Raw genomic sequence first — 20,295 nt, 5'->3', positions numbered from 1 at the left:
GCCGCTGCAGATAACCGATGAAGCCGTTGACCGCGCCTGCCACCGCATCCACTTCATCCTTGCCATGCACCGGGATGCGCCGGGTCAGGTCGGCATCACCGGCGGAGAGCGATTCGATGTTGCGTTGCAGCAGGCCGAGGCGACCCATCAGCTTGCCGAGCGCCAGCACCATGATGCCCACCAGCAGCAGGACCAGCGGCAACTGGATCGCCGCCAGGGTCTTGAGGATGCCGGTGTTGGTCGCCGCGATGAGCGAGGTGGGCAGCGCCGTGGCCAGCAGCCAGGGCGTGCCGGTCAGCGGGCGCAGGAAGAAGGTGTGGGGCGTGCCGTGTTCGTCGACGTAGTTGTCGCGCACCACGGCTTCGCCCTTGAGTTTGCCGAGATTCTGCTGGATCGCCGCGACGAAGGGCGAGCGCGCAGCATAGGCCGAGACGTTGTTCAGGATCTGCAAATCGCCGAGTTCGCTGAGGTTGCTGAGGTTGCTGAGGATCTTGCCATCGGTTTCGACGATCATCATGTCGGTGTCGTCGAGTTCCTTGCGCAGCTGCTCCACTAGCGGGTTGAAGAAGCCCAGGGTCAGGTCGACGGTCGACACGCCAAAGGCCTTGCCGTCGCGCTGGATGGCCATGGCGCAGTTGGTGCGCGGCTCGGCGCTGGCGGCGTCCTTGTAGGCGGCGGCCCAGACGCACTGGCCGGCGGGGCCCTTGAGGCCGGCCTGGAACCAGGGCTGCTCCCAGTAGTTGAGCGACTCGGGCGAATTCCAGTGGGTGTTGACGATCAGCTTGCCGCTGGCATCGCGGTGATAGAAGGTGCTGAACTTGTCGCGGCCCTGTTCGCGCTGGTTGGGCAGCGGCCAGATGCCGCCGCCGAACACCTTGGCATCGCCATACTGGTCCACCAGGCCAGGCAGTACCCGGTCGATGGCGGCGCTGTCCAGCAGCGGTATCGTCTGGGTGATGGAGCGCTGCTGCGCCTGGATCTGATTGAGTTCGCGATAGATGCGGGTACCCACCTCGTTGACCCGGGTGAGCACGGCGGACTCGCCGGCGGCGACCAGGTCCGGGGTCACCCAGAGGCGGATGCCGATGATGGTGGCCGCGAGGGTCGCGCCGATGAAGCCAAGGAAGATCAGGGTGTAGCGGGTCCGAATGGTGTTCAAGGCCATGATGTCGCTCCTGCGGTTACAGCGTCGTTCACGCTGCGAAAGGCATCCTTGGCGCCGTTCTGAAAAAGGATGTCAGAGCCTTATCGGCGTCTGATGTGTGACCTTTAGTCGCAGGAAAGGACGAAATATCAAATCGCTACCAGGGTCGCAACGTGACCCGACAGCCGCTTTGCAGTCAGCGGATCTTCCTGCACGGATCAGGCCGGCAAGGTGCAGACTTCACCCTGCCAGTCGTCCGCTACCCGCCGCACGATCACCAGGCAGGCGCCGTCTCCCGGCGCTGCGATCAGGCACTGGCCGTCGGCCTGCCAGAAGGCGCTGCGGCCCACGCAGGCATAGCCACCGGTGGGTGCGCCATGATTGGCCATGAGCACCGGCATGCCCAGCCGCCGGGCATGGCCGGCCAGCAGGGCGCTATCGCTGGGATAGCCGGTCGGGCCGATCACCGCCGAGGCCAGATAGAGATCGGCGCCCCGGGCGCGAGCCGCGTCGGCATGGGCCTGATGGTTGCTATCGGCGCAGATGGCCAGGGCGGCCTGCAAGCCATGCACCGCCAGCAACTCCCCGCCGTTGCCGGGCACGAAGGGCGGTGCCTCGCCCGGATGCAGATATTGCTTGGTATGGACGCGACAGCTACCGTCCGCGCCCAGGATCAAGGCGCCTATCTGCAATCCTGCCGCATTCTGGACCGGCGCCCCGACCACGGCCGTGAGCCCGGCCTTGCTGCAGGCTTCGCGCAGCGGCAGCAGCTGCGTATCGTCGGGTTCCAGCGCCAAACCCGTCGCCAGCGCCGGTTCATAGCCGGTCAGAGATAACTCGGGAAACAGCAGGAGATCCGCCCCAGCCGTTGCGGCCGCGGCGACGAACGCCAGATGGGTGCGCAGATTGGCGGCGAGATCGCCGGCGACTGAAGCGGATTGGGCAGCGGCGAGGGTCAGGCTGAGCGCATTCACCGGGACTCCGAAAGCGTGTGGAAATCATTATTCATGTCGCTAATCAACGCTATAGCGGAGATCCGCTTCGGGGCCGGCTACGCGGTTGAGCTCGGCGTGGTGCTCGATGACCAGTCGGTGTAGATAGCGCTTCGTAGCTGGGGTCGAGCGTAGCCAAGCCCGACACCTCGCAGCCTTGGCTTCGTCCCCGGTTGGGCTTCGGCAATGGAGTTGCCTCAGCCCAACCTACGGGTGCAAGCGCCGCAGCCTCGTAGGTTGGGCTGAGCGTAAGCGAAGCCCAACAGGCTAGATTCAAGGCGCTCGCCCTCACCCCAACCCTCTCCAGGAGGAGAGGGAGGAAAGCGGTGCTTACAACAGTGTGAAACTCCCCTCGCGCACCCGCTCCGAATCAAGGCCGACCATCACCTTGAATTCGCCCGGTTCCGAGACCAGCTTGAGGTCATTGTTGTAGAAGCGCAGGTCCGCCTCGGTGATGGGGAAGTCCAGCTCGCGGCTCTCGCCCGGTTGCAGCATCACCTTCTGGAAGCCCTTGAGCTCCTTGACCGGTCGCGCCAGGGAGGCGGTCACGTCGTGCAGATAGAGCTGCACCACGGTGGCGCCGGCGCGGTCGCCGGTGTTCTTGACCGTGACCCTGGCGGTCAGGGTGTCGCCCTGCTTCAGGGTGGCGCTGGACAGCTGCGGCGCCGAGACGTCGAAGGTGGTGTAGCTCAGGCCATAGCCGAAGGGGTAGAGCGGACCATTGACGATGTCGAAGTAGCGCGAGGTGTATTTGTTCGGCTTGGCCGCGTCGAAGGGCCGGCCGCTGCTCAGGTGGTTGTAGTACAGCGGCACCTGGCCCACTTCGCGGGGAAAGGTCATGGTCAGCTTGCCGGACGGGTTGTGGTCGCCGAACAGCACATCGGCCACCGCGTTGCCACCCTCGGTGCCAGGGAACCAGGCTTCCAGCAGCGCGTTGGCCTGCTCCTGTTCCCACTCCAGGGCCAGCGGGCGGCCGTTCATCAAGACCAGTACCAACGGCTTGCCGGTGGCCTTGAGCGCCTTGATCAGCTCACGCTGGGTGTCGGGAACGCTGATGCGGGCGCGGCTGGAGGCCTCGTGGGCCATGCCCTGGGACTCACCGACCACGGCCACCACCACCTCGGCCTGACGTGCCGCGGCCACGGCTTCGGCGATCAGCTCGCTGGCGCTGCGCGGGTCCACCGCGACCGCGGGTTCATAGGAGTTGAGGTAGGCCAGCACATCGCGGTCGTCCAGCAGGTTGGCGCCCTTGGCATAGAGCACCTTGCCCTGGCCGGCCACGGCGTTTTCCAGCCCACGGCGGATGGAGACCGCCTGGGCGGCCATGCCAGCGGCGGACCAGTTGCCCATGACGTCGCGCGGGCTGTCGGCCAGCGGACCGACCACGGCCAGGGTGGCGCCCTTGCGCAGCGGCAGGACGGCCTTCTCGTTCTTCAGCAGCACCAGGCTCTCGCGCGCCACCTGGCGTGCCTCGGCGCGGTGCAGCCGCGATTCGGCATTGGTGTCGACCGGGTCCTGGCCCTGCAAACGACGGTAGGGATCGTCGAACAGGCCCAGGCGGTACTTGGTCAGCAGCATGTCGCGCACGGCCTGGTCGATCTCGGCCTGGGTCACCTTGCCGGCCGCCAGCAGGGCGGGCAGCTGCTTGCCATAGACGTCGTCGTGCATGTTCAGCTCGACACCGGCCTTGAGCGCCTGCTCGGCGGCGTCGCGGGTGTCCATGGCCACGCCGTGCAAGACCAATTCGTTGATGGCGCCGTGATCGCTGATCAACAGGCCCTGGTAATTCCAGTCCTTGCGCAGCAGGTCCTGCAGCAGCCAGCGATTGGCCGTGGCAGGAACGCCATTGATGCTGTTCAGGGCCACCATCACCGCGCCGGCACCGGCCTCGGCGGCGGCGCGATAGGGCGGCAGGTAGTCCTGCATGAGCCGTTGCGGACTCATGTCGACGTTGCTGTAGTCGCGCCCGGCTTCCACCGCGCCGTAGCCGCCGAAGTGCTTGATGCTGGCCATCAGGCTGTCGGGAGCGCGCAGGTCGTTGCCTTGGTAGGCGTGCACCAGGGTGGCGCCAATGCGTGAGGTCAGCCAGGTGTCTTCGCCGAAGGTTTCCGAGGCACGGCCCCAGCGCGGTTCGCGGGTGACGTCGACGGTGGGAGAAAAGGTCAGGTCGAGGCCGTCGGCGGCCGCCTCGATGGCGGAGATGCGTCCGCTGGTGGCGATGGCGTCGAGATTCCAGGTGCTGGCCAGGCCCAGGTTGATGGGGAAGATGGTGCGCATGCCATGGATGACGTCATAGGCGTAGAACAGCGGGATCTTCAACCGGCTGTGCACGATCTGGTCCTGCATCTGGCGGATGTCGGGACGGGTCACGGTGTTGAACATGGCGCCCACCTTGCCGGCGCGGATGTCCGCCATGATGGCTTCCTTGGGATAGTCCGGCCCGACGCTCACCAGATTGAGCTGACCGATCTTTTCCTCCAGGGTCATCTTCGCCAGCAGGGCGTCGACGTAGGCGCGTGCCGGATCGGCGTCTTGCGCCGGGGCGAGGGTGGCGCCGATGGCCAGGCCCAGGCCGAGCATGAGTGCGGTGAGGCGTGGTGCGTTCGACATCTTCCCCGGATTCCCTGTGCGTACTTTCTCGTTGTTCTTGAGCACCCTTGTGCCGAGGGGATTGTACAGCCGGGAAGCCGGGATGCGGAGCCGTTGACGGCCGGCGGGAGAGCCGGTCGTCAGGGGCGTAGGGGAGGGCGGACGAGGCCTAAAAACGCGGTTTGCGGGTTTCCCAGTCCGGCTGGTACTTGCGCATCTGGCGCACGTCGTCGCGGCTGCGGATGTCGATGGCGAGAAACTGCTCGTGCAGCTTGGCCAACTGGTCCTGATCCAGCTCCACGCCCAGGCCGGGGGCGTCGGTGATCGCCACGCAGCCGTTGCGGATCGGCAGCTTGCCGCCCTGGATGACCTCTTCGTCCTCTTCCTGCCAGGGGTAGTGGGTGTCGCAGGCATAGGCGAGATTGGGCACGGCGGCAGCCACATGGGTCATGGCCATGAGGCTGATGCCCAGGTGCGAGTTGGAGTGCATGGAGACGCCCAGGCCGAAGGTGTCGCACATCCGCGCGAGGATCTGGGTATCCCGCAGGCCGCCCCAGTAGTGGTGGTCGGCGAGCACGATCTGCACGCTGTTCTGGGCCACGCTGCGGCGGAATTCGTCGAAGTCGGTGACCACCATGTTGGTGGCCAGGGGTATGCCGGTGCGCCGGTGCAGTTCGGCCATGCCGTCCAGACCCGGGGTCGGGTCCTCGTAGTACTGGAGGTCGCCCGCCAGGACCTCGGCGATGCGCAGGGAGGTTTCCAGCGACCAGTTGCCGTTGGGATCGATCCGCAGCGGTGCCTCGGGAAAGGCCTGGCGCAGCGCCTTGATGCAGGCCGCTTCGTGATCCGGGCCGAGCAGGGTGCCGGCCTTGAGCTTGATGCTCTGGAAGCCGTTCTCCTCGATCATCCGCGCGGCCTGGGCCACCACCTGCTCGGGGCTGATGGCCTCGCCCCAGCGATCGGGCTTGTAGGGCGCGTCGATGTGCTCGGCGTACTTGAGGAACAGGTAGGCGCTGAAGGGGACTTCGCGGCGCACCGGGCCACCGAGCAGCTCCACCAGCGGAATGCCCAGGGAACGTGCCTGCAGATCGAGGAAGGCCACTTCGAAGGCGGAATAGGCATTGGCCACCTGCTTGCTCGGATGGGAGCCGGGCGCCAGCTCCGCACCGGCCACCACGCCGCCGGCAAGACTGGCGACGGTCTCCACCACCCGCGCGCGCAGGCCGTTGAGATCCCAGGCGGAAAGGCCGACCAGGCTGCTTTCCATGGCCTTCAACACTGCCAGCACCGGGGCGTCGCCGTAGCTTTCGCCGAGGCCGATGTGGCCATTGTCGCCTTCCACCTCGATGATGGATCTCAGCGCATAGGGTTCGTGGATGCCGCTGGCGTTGAGCAGCGGGGCATCGCGAAAGGCGATGGGGGTGACTTTGATGCGTTTGATCTTCACGCTCAGACTCCTGGACTTGTAATTATGAAGGTGGTCTTTGTCAGTCATCGTATGACTACTGGTCGGGTTCTTCAACCTGGAAATCGCACGAACGCCCGGGCGAACGACCGCGCATCGCTTGAGGGTTGCCCGCTCCGGTCGGGGCTGGATAAATAGCCAGCCGCTTGCCTATTGCCCGTGTCGTCATGAACGCTCCGCTCGAAGATCCCCTCTACTATCTGCACAACTTCCAGCGGGTACTGGACTGGGTCGCCCTGCGCTATCCCGATCTGCTCGACGACCACGAGCAGGGTTTCATCGCGGCCTTCGCCGACTTGCCACAGCCCTCGCGGGCATTGCTGGTGCGCTTGGTGATGCGCAAGGGCGAGGTGTTCCGCGCCAGCAAGCTGGTCTACGGTGAGATCGGCTGTCCGCGTGCCGCCGCCTTGCCGCTGGTGGAGCTTGGCTGGCTGCTTTCCGATCCCGAATTGCACCTGATCGAACTCTTCGCCCTCCTGCGCAAGGAAGAACTGCTCGGCTGTTTCGGCGCCCGCCTGCCCAAGGCCGGCCGCAAGGAAGACTGGCTGGCCCGCCTGGAAGCCGAACAGGCCACGCCCCTGGCCTTCAGCGGCTGGGCCGGCACCGTGCCGGAGCTGGTGGAGGAGACCGTCTGGCGCCTGACGCTGATGGATCTCTGCGACCGCCTGCGCCTGCTGTTCTTTGGAAATCTGCACCAGGACTGGACCGACTTCGTGCTGGCCGATCTGGGCATCTTCCAGTACGAGACGGTGGCCTTCAGCGCCGAATCCCGCGCCTTCGGGCAGCGGCACGAGGTGGATGCCTATCTGCATATCCAGCGCTGTCGCCAGGCGCTGCGCGATGGCCTGCCGGCTGCCGAGCTGCTGCCACTGCTGCCCGCCGAGCGCTTCGCCAACACCTGGCTGGAATTGCGTCGGGGCAAGCTGCTCCACGAACTGGCCCAGCACCACGAGCGCCTCGGCGAACTGGCCCAGGCGCAGGCGCTCTATGCCGCCTCGGCGCATCCCGAGTCGCGTATTCGCGCTTTGCGCATGCTCGAACGCCTGGAGGACTGGCCCGCCGCCCAGGCGCTGGCGGAAGCCATCGCCGCCGCACCGGCCCATGACGCCGAGCGCCAGCAGGTGGCGCGTATCCTGCCGCGGCTGGTGCGCAAGCAAGGTGGCCCGCCCAACAAACGCCGCCCCGCCAGCCCGGTGGAGCGCCTCGATTTCGAACTGGTCAACGACGGCCTGCGCCGGGTCGAGTGGCTGGTGCGCGAGCACCTGGGCCGCGACGAGGCACCGGTGCACTATGTGGAAAACACTCTGCTTACCAGCCTCTTCGGCCTGCTGTGCTGGGACGCCATCTTCCTGGCTATCCCCGGCGCCTTCTTCCACCCCTATCAGCGCGAGCCGGCCGACCTGCGTCTGCCGGGCTTCCGCGAACGCCGCGCCGAGGCCTTCGCCGCCTGCCTGGCGCGGCTGGACGATGGCTCCTACGCGGCGGTGATCCGCGAGCGTTTCGCCGCCAAGTGCGGCCTGGCCTCGCCCTTCGTCGCCTGGGGCATCCTCGGCAGCGACTTGCTCGACCAGGCCCTGGTCTGCCTGCCAGCGCGGCACCTGCGGCTGTGCTTCGAACGGCTGCTGGAAGATCCGGAAAACAACCGTACCGGCTTGCCCGACCTGATCCAGTTCTGGCCGGCGGAAGGCCGCTACCGGATGATCGAGGTCAAGGGCCCGGGCGACCGCCTGCAGGACAACCAGCGCCGCTGGCTGGACTTCTTCGCCGCCCATGACATCCCGGTCAGCGTCTGCCACGTGCAGTGGCAGGTGGCCGCGACCTCCGCATGAGCTATCGCATCGCCGTTCGCGCCCTCTGCGAATTCACCGCCAAGGCCGGCGACCTGGACCTCAGGTTCACCCCGTCGCCCACCGCCTTGGAAGGTATCGAAGGCCACCAGCGGGTGGCGGCGCGGCGCGGTCCCGGCTATGAGCGCGAGGTCAGCCTGCAGGGCGACTTCGAGGACCTGCAGGTGCGTGGTCGCGCCGATGGCTTCGACGCCGCTGCCAATCGCCTGGAAGAGATCAAGACCCACAGGGGCAGCCTGGAGCGCCAGCCGGGCAACCACCGTCACCTGCACTGGGCCCAGGCCAAGGTCTATGGCCATCTGCTCTGCCAGGCCCGCGAGCTGCCGGGGCTGACCCTGGCGCTGGTCTATTTCGACATCGGCAGTGGCGCGGAGACCGTCTTCACCGAAGCCTGGACGGCGGCCGATCTGGCCGAGCACTTCGCCTTGCAGTGCTCGCGCTTTCTCGCCTGGGCGCGCCAGGAGCTGACCCATCGTGCCAAGCGGGATGAGGCGTTGGCGACCCTGGCCTTTCCGCATGCCGACTTTCGCCATGGCCAACGGCCCCTGGCGGAAGCCGTCTACAAGGCCGCCAGCGTCGGCTGTTGCCTGCTGGCCCAGGCGCCCACCGGCATCGGCAAGACGGTGGGTACCCTGTTCCCGCTGCTCAAGGCCATGCCGCGGCAGAACCTGGACCGGCTGTTCTTTCTCGCCGCCAAGACCCCTGGTCGCGCCCTGGCCCTGCATGGCCTCGAATCCCTGGCCGCGCCGGTGCGGGTGCTGGAACTGGTGGCACGCGACAAGGCCTGCGAGCATCCGGAGCTGGCCTGCCATGGTGAGTCCTGTCCGCTGGCCCGTGGCTTCTATGACCGGCTGCCGGCCGCCCGCGCCGCCGCCCTGGCCGAACCCATGCAACTGACCCGGGCGCGGGTGCGGGAGACGGCCCTGGCCCATGAGGTCTGCCCCTACTACCTGGCCCAGGAACTGGCGCGCTGGAGCGACGTGGTGGTGGGCGACTACAACTACTATTTCGACGGCAGCGCCATGCTCCATGCCCTGGCCCAGACCCAGGAGTGGCGGGTCGGGGTGCTGGTGGACGAGGCCCACAACCTGCTCGACCGCGCCCGCGGCATGTACAGCGCCAGCCTCGACCAGCGCCGCCTGGCGGCGGGCAAGGCGGTGGCGCCGCCGGCCATCGCCAAGGGGCTGCAGACGCTCAATCGCGAATGGAACCGCCTGCACAAGGAGCAGCAGGTCGACTATCAGGTGCAGCCGGAATTGCCCGCCGCCTTCCTCACCGCCCTGCAACGGGTGGTGGGTCTGCTCACCGAGCATTTCGGCGAACCCGGCCAGCCACCGGCACCGGAGCTGCAGACGCTGTTCTTCGACCTGCTGCAGTTCATGCGCCTGGGCGAGACCTTTGGCGATCATTCGCTGTTCGATGTCACCCTGCTCAAGGGCCGCGGCAAGGCCCAGTCGCAACTCAACCTGCGCAACCTGGTGCCGGCACCCTTCGTCGGTCCGCGGCTGGCGGCGGCCCACAGCTGCACCCTGTTCTCGGCCACCCTGATCCCCCAGCACTTCCACCGCGACCTGCTCGGGGTGCCGGCTGGCAGCGCCTGGGTGGACGTGGCCTCGCCCTTCGCCGCCGAGCAGCTCGAGGTGCGCCTGGTGCGGCTCTCCACCCGCTACGCCGACCGCGCCGCCTCCCGCGCACCCATCGCCGCCCTAATCGCCAGTCGCTATCGCCAGCGACCGGGCAACTACCTGGCCTTCTTCAGCAGCTTCGACTACCTCGATCAAGTGGCCGAGGCCCTCGCCGAACTGGCGCCCGACGTGCCCCAGTGGCGGCAGTCCCGCGGCATGGACGAAGCTGCCCGCCAAGCCTTTCTCGACCGCTTCCAGGCCGATGGCCGTGGTATCGGTTTCGCCGTGCTGGGTGGCAGTTTCGGCGAGGGCATCGACCTGCCCGGCGACCGCCTGATCGGCGCCTTCGTCGCCACCCTGGGCCTGCCCCAGCTCAATCCGGTCAACGAACAGCTGCGCCAGCGCCTGCAACGGCGCTTTGGCGATGGCTATCGCTACGCCTATCTCTATCCGGGCCTGCAAAAGGTCATCCAGGCCGCCGGCCGGGTGATCCGCACCGTGCAGGACCGCGGCTGCCTCTACCTCATCGACGATCGTTTCACCCAACCCGAGGTCAGGGCGCTGCTGCCGAGCTGGTGGCAGGTGGAGGAGGGGGTGGTGCCCACGGGCGAACCTGCGCCCGCTTGAAGGCTACCGAGGTCATGGCCGCCCGCCGATGCAACTGATCCTATGGCACTCCGGTGTTTTGTTGATCGCGGCCATGGGCCGCTCCTACGATTACATCGAGCCTGTAGGAGCAACTGCCTTAGCCGTTATTGGGGTGCACCAGTTGTAGAGCCGTAGCGTGGAAAACGGCGCAGCCTTTTCCACTGGGGACTTCGTGGCGAGGGCGCCCTCACCCCAACCCTCTCCCGAGGGGAGAGGGAGCCATCCGCGCAGGCGGTCATCTCCATCATCGAGCCTGTAGGAGCGGCCCATGGCCGCGATCACCGTACAGCCGTTGCTTAGGCCTCCGGCGTCTCCTCGCAAAACCTCAATCTGTTGCCAAAGGGATCGGCGATCTCCAACACCAGGCCCCAGGGCAATTCCTGGATGTCTGGCCGGGCGAATCCGTAGTCCTTGGCCAGCAACTCGGCCTGGAAGGCGCGGATGCCGGTCATGCGGACGAAGACCGTCGAGCCCGGACAGGCGTCGCCATGGTGGCCGGACAGGTGCAGGCGCAGGCCGGCGCGTTCGACTTCGGCGTAGAGCGGCAGCCCCGGCTTGAAGCGATGCTCCCAGACCAGGCGAAAACCCAGGAACTGGCAGTAGAATTCACGCGCCTTTTCGTCATCGAAGCTGCGCAGGATAGGGCTGGGTTGCCCGAAGGCGATGGCGGCATTGGGCATGAGCGGTCTCCAGGGGAGCGCGAGAGAAAGGTCGATGATGCGCATTCTCCCGCGTCCGGTAACCCGAACTGTGATCCGGAAAGCTTTGGTAACCCCTCTGGCAGGCCAGAGCGTGCGCTAGGCTGCAGTTCACCGGTGCGATGGCGAACCTATCCGGGTATCGTGCATTCTTTTTCTCTCTGGCGGTTCGGCTGGGCCGAATCTTTTCATCCTTAGTGACCAAGGTTGATCCATGCAGCGTCGACACCTGCTCAAAGCGTCCCTGGCCCTGGCGGCCTACACCGGCATTCCCTCCACCGGGCTGTTCGCCCTCCAGGCCTTTGCCAATCCGGCCAATGGCGACGGCCAGGCCTTCGATTTCGACTGGCTCAAGCAGCACGCCAAGGAACTGGCCGGTAAGGCCTATCAGCCCACCGCCCAGCAACTGCCCGACACCCTGGCGAAGATGACGCCCCAGCAGTTCAATGCCATCGGCTACGATGCCCAGCATTCGCTCTGGCATGACCTCAAGGGTCAGCTGGACGTGCAGTTCTTCCACGTCGGCATGGGCTTCAAGACCCCGGTGCACATGTATTCGGTGGACCCCAAGACCAACGAGGCCAAGGAAGTCCACTTCCGCCCCGAGTTGTTCAACTACAACGACAGCGGCGTCGACAAGAGCCAGCTCAAGGGTGACCTGGGCTTTGCCGGCTTCAAGCTGTTCAAGGCGCCGCACCTGGCCCAGTACGACATCGTCTCCTTCCTCGGCGCCAGCTATTTCCGCGCCGTGGACAAGACCCGCCAGTACGGCCTTTCGGCTCGCGGCCTGGCCATCGACACCTATGCCGAGCGGCCCGAGGAATTCCCCGACTTCACCAAGTTCTGGTTCGTCACCCCGAACAAGAACAGCACCCGCTTCGTGGTCTATGCGCTGCTGGATTCGCCCAGCGCAACCGGCGCCTATCGCTTCGACATCGACTGCCTGAACGACCGGGTGGTGATGGACGTGGACGCCAACGTCAATGCCCGCCGCGACATCAAGCAACTGGGCATCGCGCCCATGACCAGCATGTTCGGCTGCGGCACCCACGAGCGCCAGACCTGCAACACCTACCACCCGCAGATCCACGACTCCGACCGCCTGGCCATGTGGAAGGGAAACGGCGAGTGGATCTGTCGCCCGCTGAACAATCCGCCCAAGCTGCAGTTCAACGCCTTCAAGGACGACAGTCCCAAGGGCTTCGGCCTGGTGCAGACCGATCACGAGTTCGAAAGCTACCAGGACGTCATGGTCCGCTACGACCGCCGGCCGAGCCTGTGGGTCGAGCCCACCTCCGCCTGGGGCGAGGGCGCCATCCAGCTGCTGGAGATTCCCACCACCGGCGAGACCCTGGACAACATCGTGGCCTTCTGGGCCCCGGCCGAGACCATCACCGCCGGCAAGTCGCTGCACTATGGCTACAAGCTGCACTGGAGCGCGCTGCCGCCGGTGAGCACGCCGCTGGCGCGGGTCTACGCGACCCGTTCCGGGATCGGCGGCTTCCCCGAGGGCTGGGCGCCCGGTGAGCATTGGCCCAAGGTATGGGCACGGCGCTTCGCCATCGATTTCAATGGCGGCGGCCTGTCCTTCCTGCCCGAAGGCACCGGCATCGAGCCGGTGGTGACCGTCACCGACGGCAAGGTGCAGGATTTCCACGTGCTCAAGATCGACGAGATCGGCGGCTACCGGGTGATCTTCGATTGGTACCCCACCAGCGACAAGGCCGATCCGGTGCAGATGCGCGCCTTCATCCGCACCCAGGATCGCGCCCTGAGCGAAACCTGGCTGTACCAGTATTTCCCGCCGGCCGCCGACCAGCGCCGTTATCCGGACTGGAAGCAGTCCTAAGCGACCGCTATGAAAAAGCCGCTGCGCCCTTTTGGCGCAGCGGCTTTTTTGTGTCCGAGAGCCGGACGGCTGGCGAGACGGCCGAGCTCGTCAGTCGGCCAGCACCACCTGATTACGGCCGCCGCGCTTGGCCCGGTAGAGCGCCGCGTCGGCCAGCCCATAGGCGAGCTCGAATTCGGTACCCGGTGGATTGAGACTGAGGCCGAAGCTGGCCGTCACCGGCGCCGGGCCGGTCGCCTCCTGGGCGATGCGCTGGCGCAGCCGCTCGGTCATGGTCAGGGCCTCGTCCCGTGCCAGGGTCGGCAGCAGCACGGTGAATTCCTCCCCACCCACCCGGCCGACGATGGCCGGCGCCTGGACGAGCTCCTGCAGGCAGCGGGCGATGGCCTGGATCACCCGATCGCCCGCGGGATGGCCGAGTTCGTCGTTGATGCGTTTGAAGTGGTCGATGTCCAGCACGATCATGGCGCCGCCGTTCCGCCGCAGGGCCTGACCGGCCTGGTCGATGACCGCGCCGCGATTGAGCACTCCGGTGAGGGCGTCATGGGTGGCCCGGTATTCCAGTTGCTGGGTGAGGGTCTGCAACTGCTGGTTGAGGGCGTTCATCTCGCGTTCGGCGCGGTCGCTGCGGGCGATCAGCCGGCGCGTCTCGCGCATCAGGCGTTCGAAATGCAGCGTCAGGTCGCCCAGGGCCGCCCGGTAGCGCTCGGCGTCGGCATCGTCGGCCACATAGAGGGCGCGCGCGGCCTGCAGCACCCCAGCCTCCTGCTCGAACAGGTCGGGACCGGGGTCGGCCGGGCTGTAGCGCCTGACGCTGGCGGTCATGCCGGCAGCTCGGGATGCTCGACGAAGGTCAGCGCCTGGAAGTCCAGTCGCAGCTCTTCGCCGAATTCCTGGATGGTCTCGTCCTCGGCGTCGTAGTACCAGTGCAGCTCCACCCGATTGCCGGCCTGGGCCGCCTGGTCCAGGGCGTCGAACAGGGTGAACAGCATCTTGGTGCTGGAGCTGTTGAAGTAGGCGAGGGCGACATGCACCCGGATGCTGGCGCCCTGGCGCTGGTCGAGATAGGCGCGCAGGGATTCGATCACCGGCAGGTAGAAGGCCGCAGCGTTTTCCGGAAAGGATTCGCCCTTGAGCCAGAGTTCGTCCTCGGTAAAACGGAAATCCACCTCTGGAGAGGTGGGCGTGGGAGCGATGAACATGGTGTCCATACGAAGTTGGAGCCCCTGATCAGATGATGGCTTTCAGGCAGAACAGGGTGGTGCCCGGCGTCTGCGTGGAGGGATGGAAGGCGAACTCCAGGGGCGCGCTGGCATCGCGCGCCATGGTCAGGAAGCCGAGGCCGGCACCCTTGCTGTCGACCGGGGTCTCGGCGCGCAGGGATTCGCGATAGGCCTGCTTGATCTGTTCCAGCGACATGCTGCACAGCGGCTCGAGCCGTGCGCGCAGGGCGTCGACTTTGTCGCTGGCGATGGGATTGGCACAGAGCATCTGGTAGTTGCCGTCCTGGCGGGTGATACAGACCGACCCCTGTCCCAGTTTGGCGTCCGCCAGGGCGTCCGGGGGCAGGGCATCGGCGGAATAGTGCAGGACGTTCTGTGACAGTTCGATGAAAGAGGAAAACAGCTTGCGCCGGGTGGCGCCGCTGATCCCTTCGAATTCCAGTTGCAGCTTCACCACCTCGGCCATGGCGGCGACGATGCCATGAGAGAAATAGCCGTGGTGATAGAAGATCACGTGCTGCTGTTGGGCGATTTCGAGAAAGGCGCCGTTCGCGGTAAAGGAGGCGGTCATGTCGGTCAGGCCACGCGAATGCAAAGGAAGGTGAGGTCGTCGCGGCGGAGTTCGTCGCCTTGCCAGCGGGCGAGGTCCGCGCTGAGTTGCTCGCAGAAGACGGCGGTGGGCGCCGTGCGCGATTCGGTCAACCGGGCCAGGGCGCGGCGCTTGCCATAGGAGGTGCGCCGCGGGCCGCCGATCTGGTCGATCAGGCCATCGGTGGTGGCGAACAGCAGGCTGCCCGGCTGCAACGGCAGGGTGGTGGCGGGCCAGCACTGCTCCAGTGGGCTGTCGGCGTAGCCGATGCCCAGGCGCAGTGGCGCCAGGGTCAGTACCTCGGCGGCGTCGGGCGCCAGCAGGTAGAGCGGCATGCGGGCGCCGGCGTAGGTCAGGCTGTGGCTACGGCTATCCACCCAGAAGCAGGCCAGATCCAGACCATCGTTGGACTCGGAGATACCGCCGGACTGCCCCAGCATCGCCTTGACGCTGCCGTTGATCGCCGCCAGCAGCGCCGAGGGATCGCGCGGCCCCAGCTGTTGCAGGGCCTGGGTCAGGGACGCCGAGGCGATCAGGGTCATGAAGGCGCCCGGCACGCCGTGGCCGGTGCAGTCGGCGATGGCGCCGAACCAGCCGTCCTCATGCTGGGCGAAGTGATAGAAGTCGCCGCCGACCACGTCGCGCGGTTCCCAGACCAGGGTGGCGTCCTGCTCCATCACCGCCAGGGCCTCGCGCGAGCTGCGCAGCATGGCCCGCTGGATGACGCTGGCGTATTCGATGCTGTGCATGATCTGGCGATTCTTCTCGGCCTGCAGGTCCGAGACGATGCGCATCAGCTGCACGCCCAGGCCGAGGCCGACGAAACGGCCCTCGCGGGTGACGATGAAGCCGTCGGCCAGCACCTTTTCGCCCACCTCGACGGTCCGGCGGGTCAGCTCCTCGATGGACAGGCCGGCGTCCACCACGAGCGGCTCCTTGTCCATGAAGGCGATGCAGCTCTTGCGATCATAGACTTCGCGGTGATACGGCTTGCTCATCTGCGAGAGGAAGATGTCGCGATTGATGAGCCCGATCGGCCGGTCGTGCTCGACCACCGCGAGACTGGTGATCTCGCGGCGTTCGTTGAACAGGTCCATGACCATGGCGTTGGTGTGCTCGGCCTCGACCGCGGGCCAGTGGGTGCAGAGGTCGAGGGCGCAGCGTTGGCCGGGGCGGGTGGCAGAGCGCGCGGAGGGCAGGGGAGCGGACGACATCGATACGAATCCGTTCTCGGGAGGTCGATGCAGCCTAGGGGCTCCGTGTTGAGCTTTGATGACAGGAGGTGGCCAGGCGCCAGCATCACGCTGGGCCTGGCCAGGGGGTGGGTCAGCCGGTCAGCACGCCCAGGGCTGCGCGCGTGAACGGCGGTGGCGGGACGGCATTGAGCACCGCGCCCTGCAACGCCAGACCGCTATGGGCGAACTGGCGCTGAGTCGCCTCGATCTCCTTGGCAGTGTTGCAGCCGTGGCGTGACACCAGCAGGCAGGTGCCGGCCTGGGCGGCCAGCAGCACGGCGTCGGTCACCGCCAGCACCGGCGGGGTGTCGAGGATGATCAGCTCGTAGTCCTGCTGCAGGCCGCGCAGCAGGTCGGTGCAGCGTGCGCTCATCAGCAATTCGGCCGGGTTCGGCGGGCGGATGCCGCCCACCAGGCAATCCAGGCCAGGTATCGCCGTGGGCTGAATCGCCTGCTCGGGGGTCGCCAGGCCGGCCAGCACCTCGGCGAGGCCCGGGCGGCGAGCCAGCTGCAGACGGCGGTGCAGGCGCCCACGGCGCAGGTCGGCATCCACCAGCAGCACTCGCGTTCCACCTTCGGCCAGCACCCGGGCCAGTTGCACGGCCACCGACGATTTACCGGCGGCGGGACTGGCACTGGTGATCAGCAGCAGGTCGTTGCGCGCCTCGGTGCGAGCGAAGGCCAGACTGGTGCGCAGGATCCGCAGGGCTTCCTGGTAGCCGCTGTCGAGCGGCGTCTGCAACGGTCCGCCGAGCTGGCGGCCTGGCGCCAGGGGCAGTTGCGCCAGCACCGGCAGGCCCAGATTCTCCAGGCCCTCGGCGTCCTCTATACCGCGCTCCAGGCTGGCGCGCAGGTATACCCAGGCGGCGCCGGCCAGGCAGCCGAACAGCAGGGCGCTAAGGATCAGCAGGGGCTTCTTCGGGTAGACCGGCGCAATCTGGGTGTAGGCGCTGTCGATGATGCGCACGTCGCTCACCATGCCCGCTCGCACCACCGACAACTCCTGGATGCGCTTGCTGATCAGCGCATAGACCTTATCCGCCGCCTCCACTTCGCGCTGCAGGCGCAGCACCTCCTGCTGGGTCTGCGGCAGCTGGCCCAGGCGCCGCTGCAGGACTTGGCGCTCGCGATTCAACACCTGGCGGCGCGCCAGCAGGGTCTGGTACAGCGGATGGGTAGTGGTGAAGCGCAGCGCCAATCCGAGGCGCTCCATCTCCAGGGCCGACAGCTGACCATCGAGCTCCACCGCCTGACGCAGCAGGCTGCGCCCCTCCGCGCCGATGGCGATGGAGCCCCGTTGCCGCTGGTAGCCGTCCAGGGCCTGGCGACCGGCACTCAGGCGCTGGTTCACCCGTGGCAGCTCCTGGCGCAGGAAGGCCAGTTGCTGGGTCGACTCGTCGGCATTACGGGTCACGTCCTGGCGCACATAGGCCTCGGTGATGCCGCGCAGGATACGTTGCGCCTGCTGCGCATCAGTACCCTGCAGCTTGATCGAGAGGATCCCCGAGCGCTTGCCGCGTTCGCTGACCATGAGGCGCTCCTGCAGCGCCTGAATGGCGACCCCACGACGCTGCTTGACCAGGATGAATTCGGTGCCCGGATAGGCGTGCAGCTGGGCGATGTCCAGCTGTAGCTCGCCGGCGCTGGCCGGCTGGCCCAGACGGCCCTCCAGCAGGCGTTTGCCCTGGGCATCGCTCAGCAGGAAGCGATCCGGGGCTTCGGCGGTGAGGGTCAGCGGCTGGCCATAGAGGGCAGCGGGTACGTTCAGGCTGGCGATGGCCAACTGCTCACCGCCCCAGCCGAACCGGGCGAGGCCGAAGCGCGGCGGGGCCACCGCGTCGCTGGTCCTTTCGTGGCGGCGAGCCAGCCAGTCGCCCAGCAGCGGCAGGCGCCGCGGGGTGACGCTCAGGTCCAGGCCCTCGGCGTCCACCACCTCGCCGACCACCCGCCGCGAGGTGAGCAGCTGCATCTCGGTGATGGCTTCCGGCGGCGGCAGGGGGCGGCCATTGTCGGACTCGTCCAGGCGCACGATGCCGCGCTGGTATTCGATCTGCACGGTCGCCACCGCCTGGTAACGCGGCGCGGCGAGTTGGGTATAGGCCACACCGAGCAGGGTGCAGAGGGCCACGCAAGCCAGCAGGCTGCGGCGATGGCGCCAGAGGGCGGCGCAATAGCGGGCGAAACCGATGTCCGCGGCCTGGGCGGCGGCGGGTGGAGACTGATGCGACTGGTCCATGCAGGAGCGGGCCTTGGGCAGGTACGGAAGAGGACAGCCGTCGCAGCCGATGCCTGTCCAGAAAGACAGCGATCGGCGAACCGGGGTCAGGATCTTCACACCAGGCTGGGCACAGCTGGAAACGCCAGGCGCTGGATCGGGGATCCGCGCCTTGTCGGCTGGAGTGCTGCGTCGACTCTAAGCGAAAGCAAAAGCCAAAAATGTGACACCCCGTGCAGAACGCGACGGATGCCGGCTTGGCAGCGTCAAGGTGCTAAGGCAGTCTTCTTTGCGACCTGTCATGCCTACCGACGACGCACCGTGGCAGGTCCTGTTCGTCGTCCCCACGCGGGTCGTCGAGCCAGTCTTCGTGTTGAGCGGCGTCGCCCCTCGCGACGCCGTGTTCCTGACGGCTTCTTGAATGTAGTCAGCGGTTGAAGCCCGGTTACCCGCCCGCGCGGCCTCCTTGGTCTGCGTGGGCGGTCTTGCACCGGTTGTACCAGGCCTGCGGAAGAGGGCGCCTGGTTCTTCACTGCCCTGGACGGCGTTCTCGACTGCATGGCTGTCAGGAGACAGGACAATGAGCGTGGTATCTGACGTTACCCATCCCGGAGTCGGGGTGGGACGGTGGCCGTTCTGGCTGGGCGGTCTGGCGGTCGGCCTGCTGTTGCTGCTGGCCCTGCTGTGGCGCCTGCCGGATTTTCGTGACGGCACCGGGGCGCAGAATCTCGAAGCCAGCTACCACGTCCTGCTCAGCCTCAATGCCCTGGACGAATCCGGCGTGGCCCGGCACTGGTGGTTGCCCACGGTGACCCTCGGCGGCAGTCACGACCGGCAGGTGTCCTGGGGTGCGACCATCCCTACCCATAGCGGCGACTACGTCTACACCAGCTTCAGCAGCTACGGCTTCCTGGCGGCCTATCTCGGCCTCAAGGCCGCGGGCCTCTCGCCTTCGCTGCACAGTCTCGCGCTGTTCAACGCCGCCCTCGGCGCCCTGACGGCGCTGCTGTTGTTTCGCCTGCTCTATCTGGTGCTGCGCAGCCATGGCGTCACCCGCGCCCTGGCCGCCACCAGCGCGGTGTTGAGCTGCCTGATCGCGATATTCAGCCGCGAGGCGCTGTTGTCCCAGGGCCTACTCTACTGGGTGCAGAGTTTCTACCAGGTGCTGCTGCTGGCCAGCCTGCTGACGCTCTTCCACTACCTGCAGGCGCCGGCGCGCCAGCGCAGCCGGCTCGCCTGGCTGCTGGCCGGGCTGGTGTGCTTTGGCGCCCTGACCGAATGGACCGGCTATGTCTTCGGCGGCGGGCTGGTCGCGCTGTTCTGGCTGCAGCGCCGGCAGCTGCCGGAAGGCCAGCGCCTGGCCTGGCGCCTGGCCTTCGCCACGGCGCTGGCCGGGCTGCTGGTGCTGCTGCACTACAGCCTGGCGGCGGGCCTGTTGCCGACGCTCAAGGCCTTTGCCCGACGTTTTCTCGCCCGCAGTCCGAACAATGCCCACCTGACTGACTTCCTTGCCGGCTATGGCCTGTCCTTCGGCCTGTTCCTGGCGGCCGTGGCCATTGCCCTGGGGGTGCTGGTCTGGAAGCGCCGGAGCCTGAGCTGGCCACGCAGCACCGGCCTGCTGCTGGCGGCCGCCAGCGTGCCGCTGCTGGAAAATCTGCTGCTGCTGCAGCACGCCACCCAGTTTTCCTTCGACCGACTCAAGTTCATCTTTCCGGCCGCGCTGCTGCTGGGGCTGGCCTTTGTTGCCCTCAAGACTCCGGGGCGCGCCCTGCTTGCGGTGCTGCTGGTGGCGGCCGCTCTGCAGAACGGCCAGACCTATCGCCAGGATCTCGCCGGCTATGCTGGTTGGAGCGCCATCGACCGGCAGAACCAGGCGCTGGTCGGTCTGGTGCAGGGCCAAGTCGCATTGGATTGCACCCTCATCTCCACCGACATGTCGGTGCGCGGCTACGCCAACCTGCTGTTCCACCGCAGCATCCACGAATTGCAGCGCCAGCCGCTGGACTACCACGGCGAGCCGGGGGCCTGTGGCGGACTCTATCTGGAAGGCCGGGATTTTCGCGTCGACCTGCCCGAATACACCCGCGCCCGCCTGAGTCTGGCGGACGGTCGCCAGTTGACCTACGCCAAGGTCGAGGGTGACTGGCGACTGCAATGAACGCCTTATCCATGAACA

13 protein-coding genes and 1 pseudogene are annotated in these 20,295 nt (G+C 66.9%); 4 read left to right on the top strand and 10 right to left on the bottom strand.

The features are described from left to right. Positions 1-16: 16 nt before the first annotated feature. The 4 genes and pseudogenes from LRS53_RS24010 to LRS53_RS16880 all read right to left on the bottom strand — a co-directional run. Positions 17-1,165: pseudogene (locus tag LRS53_RS24010) on the bottom strand (cache domain-containing protein); the annotation flags it as partial. Positions 1,166-1,362: 197 nt separating this feature from the next. Further along, entirely contained in the window at positions 1,363-2,118 is a 756-nt protein-coding gene (locus LRS53_RS16890; protein ID WP_231356663.1) for a carbon-nitrogen hydrolase family protein, read from the bottom strand. Positions 2,119-2,466: 348 nt separating this feature from the next. After that, positions 2,467-4,746, bottom strand: coding sequence for a beta-glucosidase BglX (gene bglX / locus LRS53_RS16885; protein WP_231356662.1), 2,280 nt, complete (start codon positions 4,744-4,746; stop codon positions 2,467-2,469). Between the two features lie 148 nt (positions 4,747-4,894). Next, on the bottom strand, positions 4,895-6,172 hold the full coding sequence (locus LRS53_RS16880) for a glucarate dehydratase family protein (protein WP_231356661.1): 1,278 nt from the start codon (positions 6,170-6,172) through the stop codon (positions 4,895-4,897). 185 nt (positions 6,173-6,357) lie between these two features. Here LRS53_RS16880 and LRS53_RS16875 point away from each other — a divergent pair, with 185 nt between their 5' ends. Further along, complete coding sequence (locus tag LRS53_RS16875; protein ID WP_231356660.1) at positions 6,358-8,019, top strand: VRR-NUC domain-containing protein; 1,662 nt, start codon at positions 6,358-6,360, stop codon at positions 8,017-8,019. Next, positions 8,016-10,289, top strand: a complete 2,274-nt coding sequence (locus LRS53_RS16870) for an ATP-dependent DNA helicase (protein WP_231356659.1) — start codon at positions 8,016-8,018, stop codon at positions 10,287-10,289. The genes LRS53_RS16875 and LRS53_RS16870 overlap by 4 nt, the downstream gene beginning before the upstream one ends. Positions 10,290-10,606: 317 nt before the next feature. Here the strand turns inward: LRS53_RS16870 and LRS53_RS16865 are convergent, their stop codons facing one another. Beyond that, positions 10,607-10,990 carry a glyoxalase superfamily protein gene (locus tag LRS53_RS16865; RefSeq protein WP_231356658.1) on the bottom strand — a complete coding sequence of 128 codons (384 nt, stop codon included), beginning with the start codon at positions 10,988-10,990 and terminating at the stop codon, positions 10,607-10,609. Between the two features lie 232 nt (positions 10,991-11,222). Here LRS53_RS16865 and LRS53_RS16860 point away from each other — a divergent pair, with 232 nt between their 5' ends. Next, complete coding sequence (locus tag LRS53_RS16860; protein WP_231356657.1) at positions 11,223-12,857, top strand: glucan biosynthesis protein D; 1,635 nt, start codon at positions 11,223-11,225, stop codon at positions 12,855-12,857. Between the two features lie 90 nt (positions 12,858-12,947). Here the strand turns inward: LRS53_RS16860 and LRS53_RS16855 are convergent, their stop codons facing one another. The 5 genes from LRS53_RS16855 to LRS53_RS16835 all read right to left on the bottom strand — a co-directional run bounded on the left by LRS53_RS16855 (position 12,948) and on the right by LRS53_RS16835 (position 18,140). Further along, positions 12,948-13,682 (bottom strand): GGDEF domain-containing protein, encoded by a 735-nt coding sequence (locus LRS53_RS16855; protein ID WP_231356656.1) that lies wholly within the window; start codon positions 13,680-13,682, stop codon positions 12,948-12,950. Beyond that, positions 13,679-14,068 (bottom strand): DUF1987 domain-containing protein, encoded by a 390-nt coding sequence (locus LRS53_RS16850; protein WP_017642455.1) that lies wholly within the window; start codon positions 14,066-14,068, stop codon positions 13,679-13,681. The genes LRS53_RS16855 and LRS53_RS16850 overlap by 4 nt, the downstream gene beginning before the upstream one ends. A gap of 19 nt (positions 14,069-14,087) precedes the next feature. Then, positions 14,088-14,651: a SiaB family protein kinase gene (locus LRS53_RS16845; protein ID WP_026084006.1), complete on the bottom strand. Its 564-nt coding sequence runs from the start codon at positions 14,649-14,651 to the stop codon at positions 14,088-14,090. A 5-nt stretch (positions 14,652-14,656) separates the two neighbouring features. Continuing rightward, positions 14,657-15,883 carry a SpoIIE family protein phosphatase gene (locus LRS53_RS16840; protein WP_231356654.1) on the bottom strand — a complete coding sequence of 409 codons (1,227 nt, stop codon included), beginning with the start codon at positions 15,881-15,883 and terminating at the stop codon, positions 14,657-14,659. A gap of 112 nt (positions 15,884-15,995) precedes the next feature. Next, positions 15,996-18,140, bottom strand: a complete 2,145-nt coding sequence (locus LRS53_RS16835; protein ID WP_231356653.1) for a polysaccharide biosynthesis tyrosine autokinase — start codon at positions 18,138-18,140, stop codon at positions 15,996-15,998. A 559-nt stretch (positions 18,141-18,699) separates the two neighbouring features. On the opposite strand from LRS53_RS16835, the gene LRS53_RS16830 reads away from it, so the two are divergent. After that, positions 18,700-20,277, top strand: coding sequence for a hypothetical protein (locus tag LRS53_RS16830; RefSeq protein WP_231356652.1), 1,578 nt, complete (start codon positions 18,700-18,702; stop codon positions 20,275-20,277). The last annotated feature ends 18 nt before the right edge of the window (positions 20,278-20,295 follow it).

Origin of the sequence: Pseudomonas sp. PLB05 (assembly GCF_021106615.1) — a bacterium.
Lineage (GTDB): Bacteria > Pseudomonadota > Gammaproteobacteria > Pseudomonadales > Pseudomonadaceae > Chryseomonas > Chryseomonas benzopyrenica.
This window is presented reverse-complemented; position numbering and strand designations above follow the sequence as displayed.

Coding starts and splice junctions, on each gene's coding strand:
- bglX (WP_231356662.1), bottom strand. CDS start 4,746: ATGTCGAACGCACCACGCCTCACCGCACTCATGCTCGGCCTGGGCCTG.
- LRS53_RS16875 (WP_231356660.1), top strand. CDS start 6,358: ATGAACGCTCCGCTCGAAGATCCCCTCTACTATCTGCACAACTTCCAG.
- LRS53_RS16870 (WP_231356659.1), top strand. CDS start 8,016: ATGAGCTATCGCATCGCCGTTCGCGCCCTCTGCGAATTCACCGCCAAG.
- LRS53_RS16865 (WP_231356658.1), bottom strand. CDS start 10,990: ATGCCCAATGCCGCCATCGCCTTCGGGCAACCCAGCCCTATCCTGCGC.
- LRS53_RS16860 (WP_231356657.1), top strand. CDS start 11,223: ATGCAGCGTCGACACCTGCTCAAAGCGTCCCTGGCCCTGGCGGCCTAC.
- LRS53_RS16855 (WP_231356656.1), bottom strand. CDS start 13,682: ATGACCGCCAGCGTCAGGCGCTACAGCCCGGCCGACCCCGGTCCCGAC.
- LRS53_RS16850 (WP_017642455.1), bottom strand. CDS start 14,068: ATGGACACCATGTTCATCGCTCCCACGCCCACCTCTCCAGAGGTGGAT.
- LRS53_RS16845 (WP_026084006.1), bottom strand. CDS start 14,651: ATGACCGCCTCCTTTACCGCGAACGGCGCCTTTCTCGAAATCGCCCAA.
- LRS53_RS16840 (WP_231356654.1), bottom strand. CDS start 15,883: ATGTCGTCCGCTCCCCTGCCCTCCGCGCGCTCTGCCACCCGCCCCGGC.
- LRS53_RS16835 (WP_231356653.1), bottom strand. CDS start 18,140: ATGGACCAGTCGCATCAGTCTCCACCCGCCGCCGCCCAGGCCGCGGAC.
- LRS53_RS16830 (WP_231356652.1), top strand. CDS start 18,700: ATGAGCGTGGTATCTGACGTTACCCATCCCGGAGTCGGGGTGGGACGG.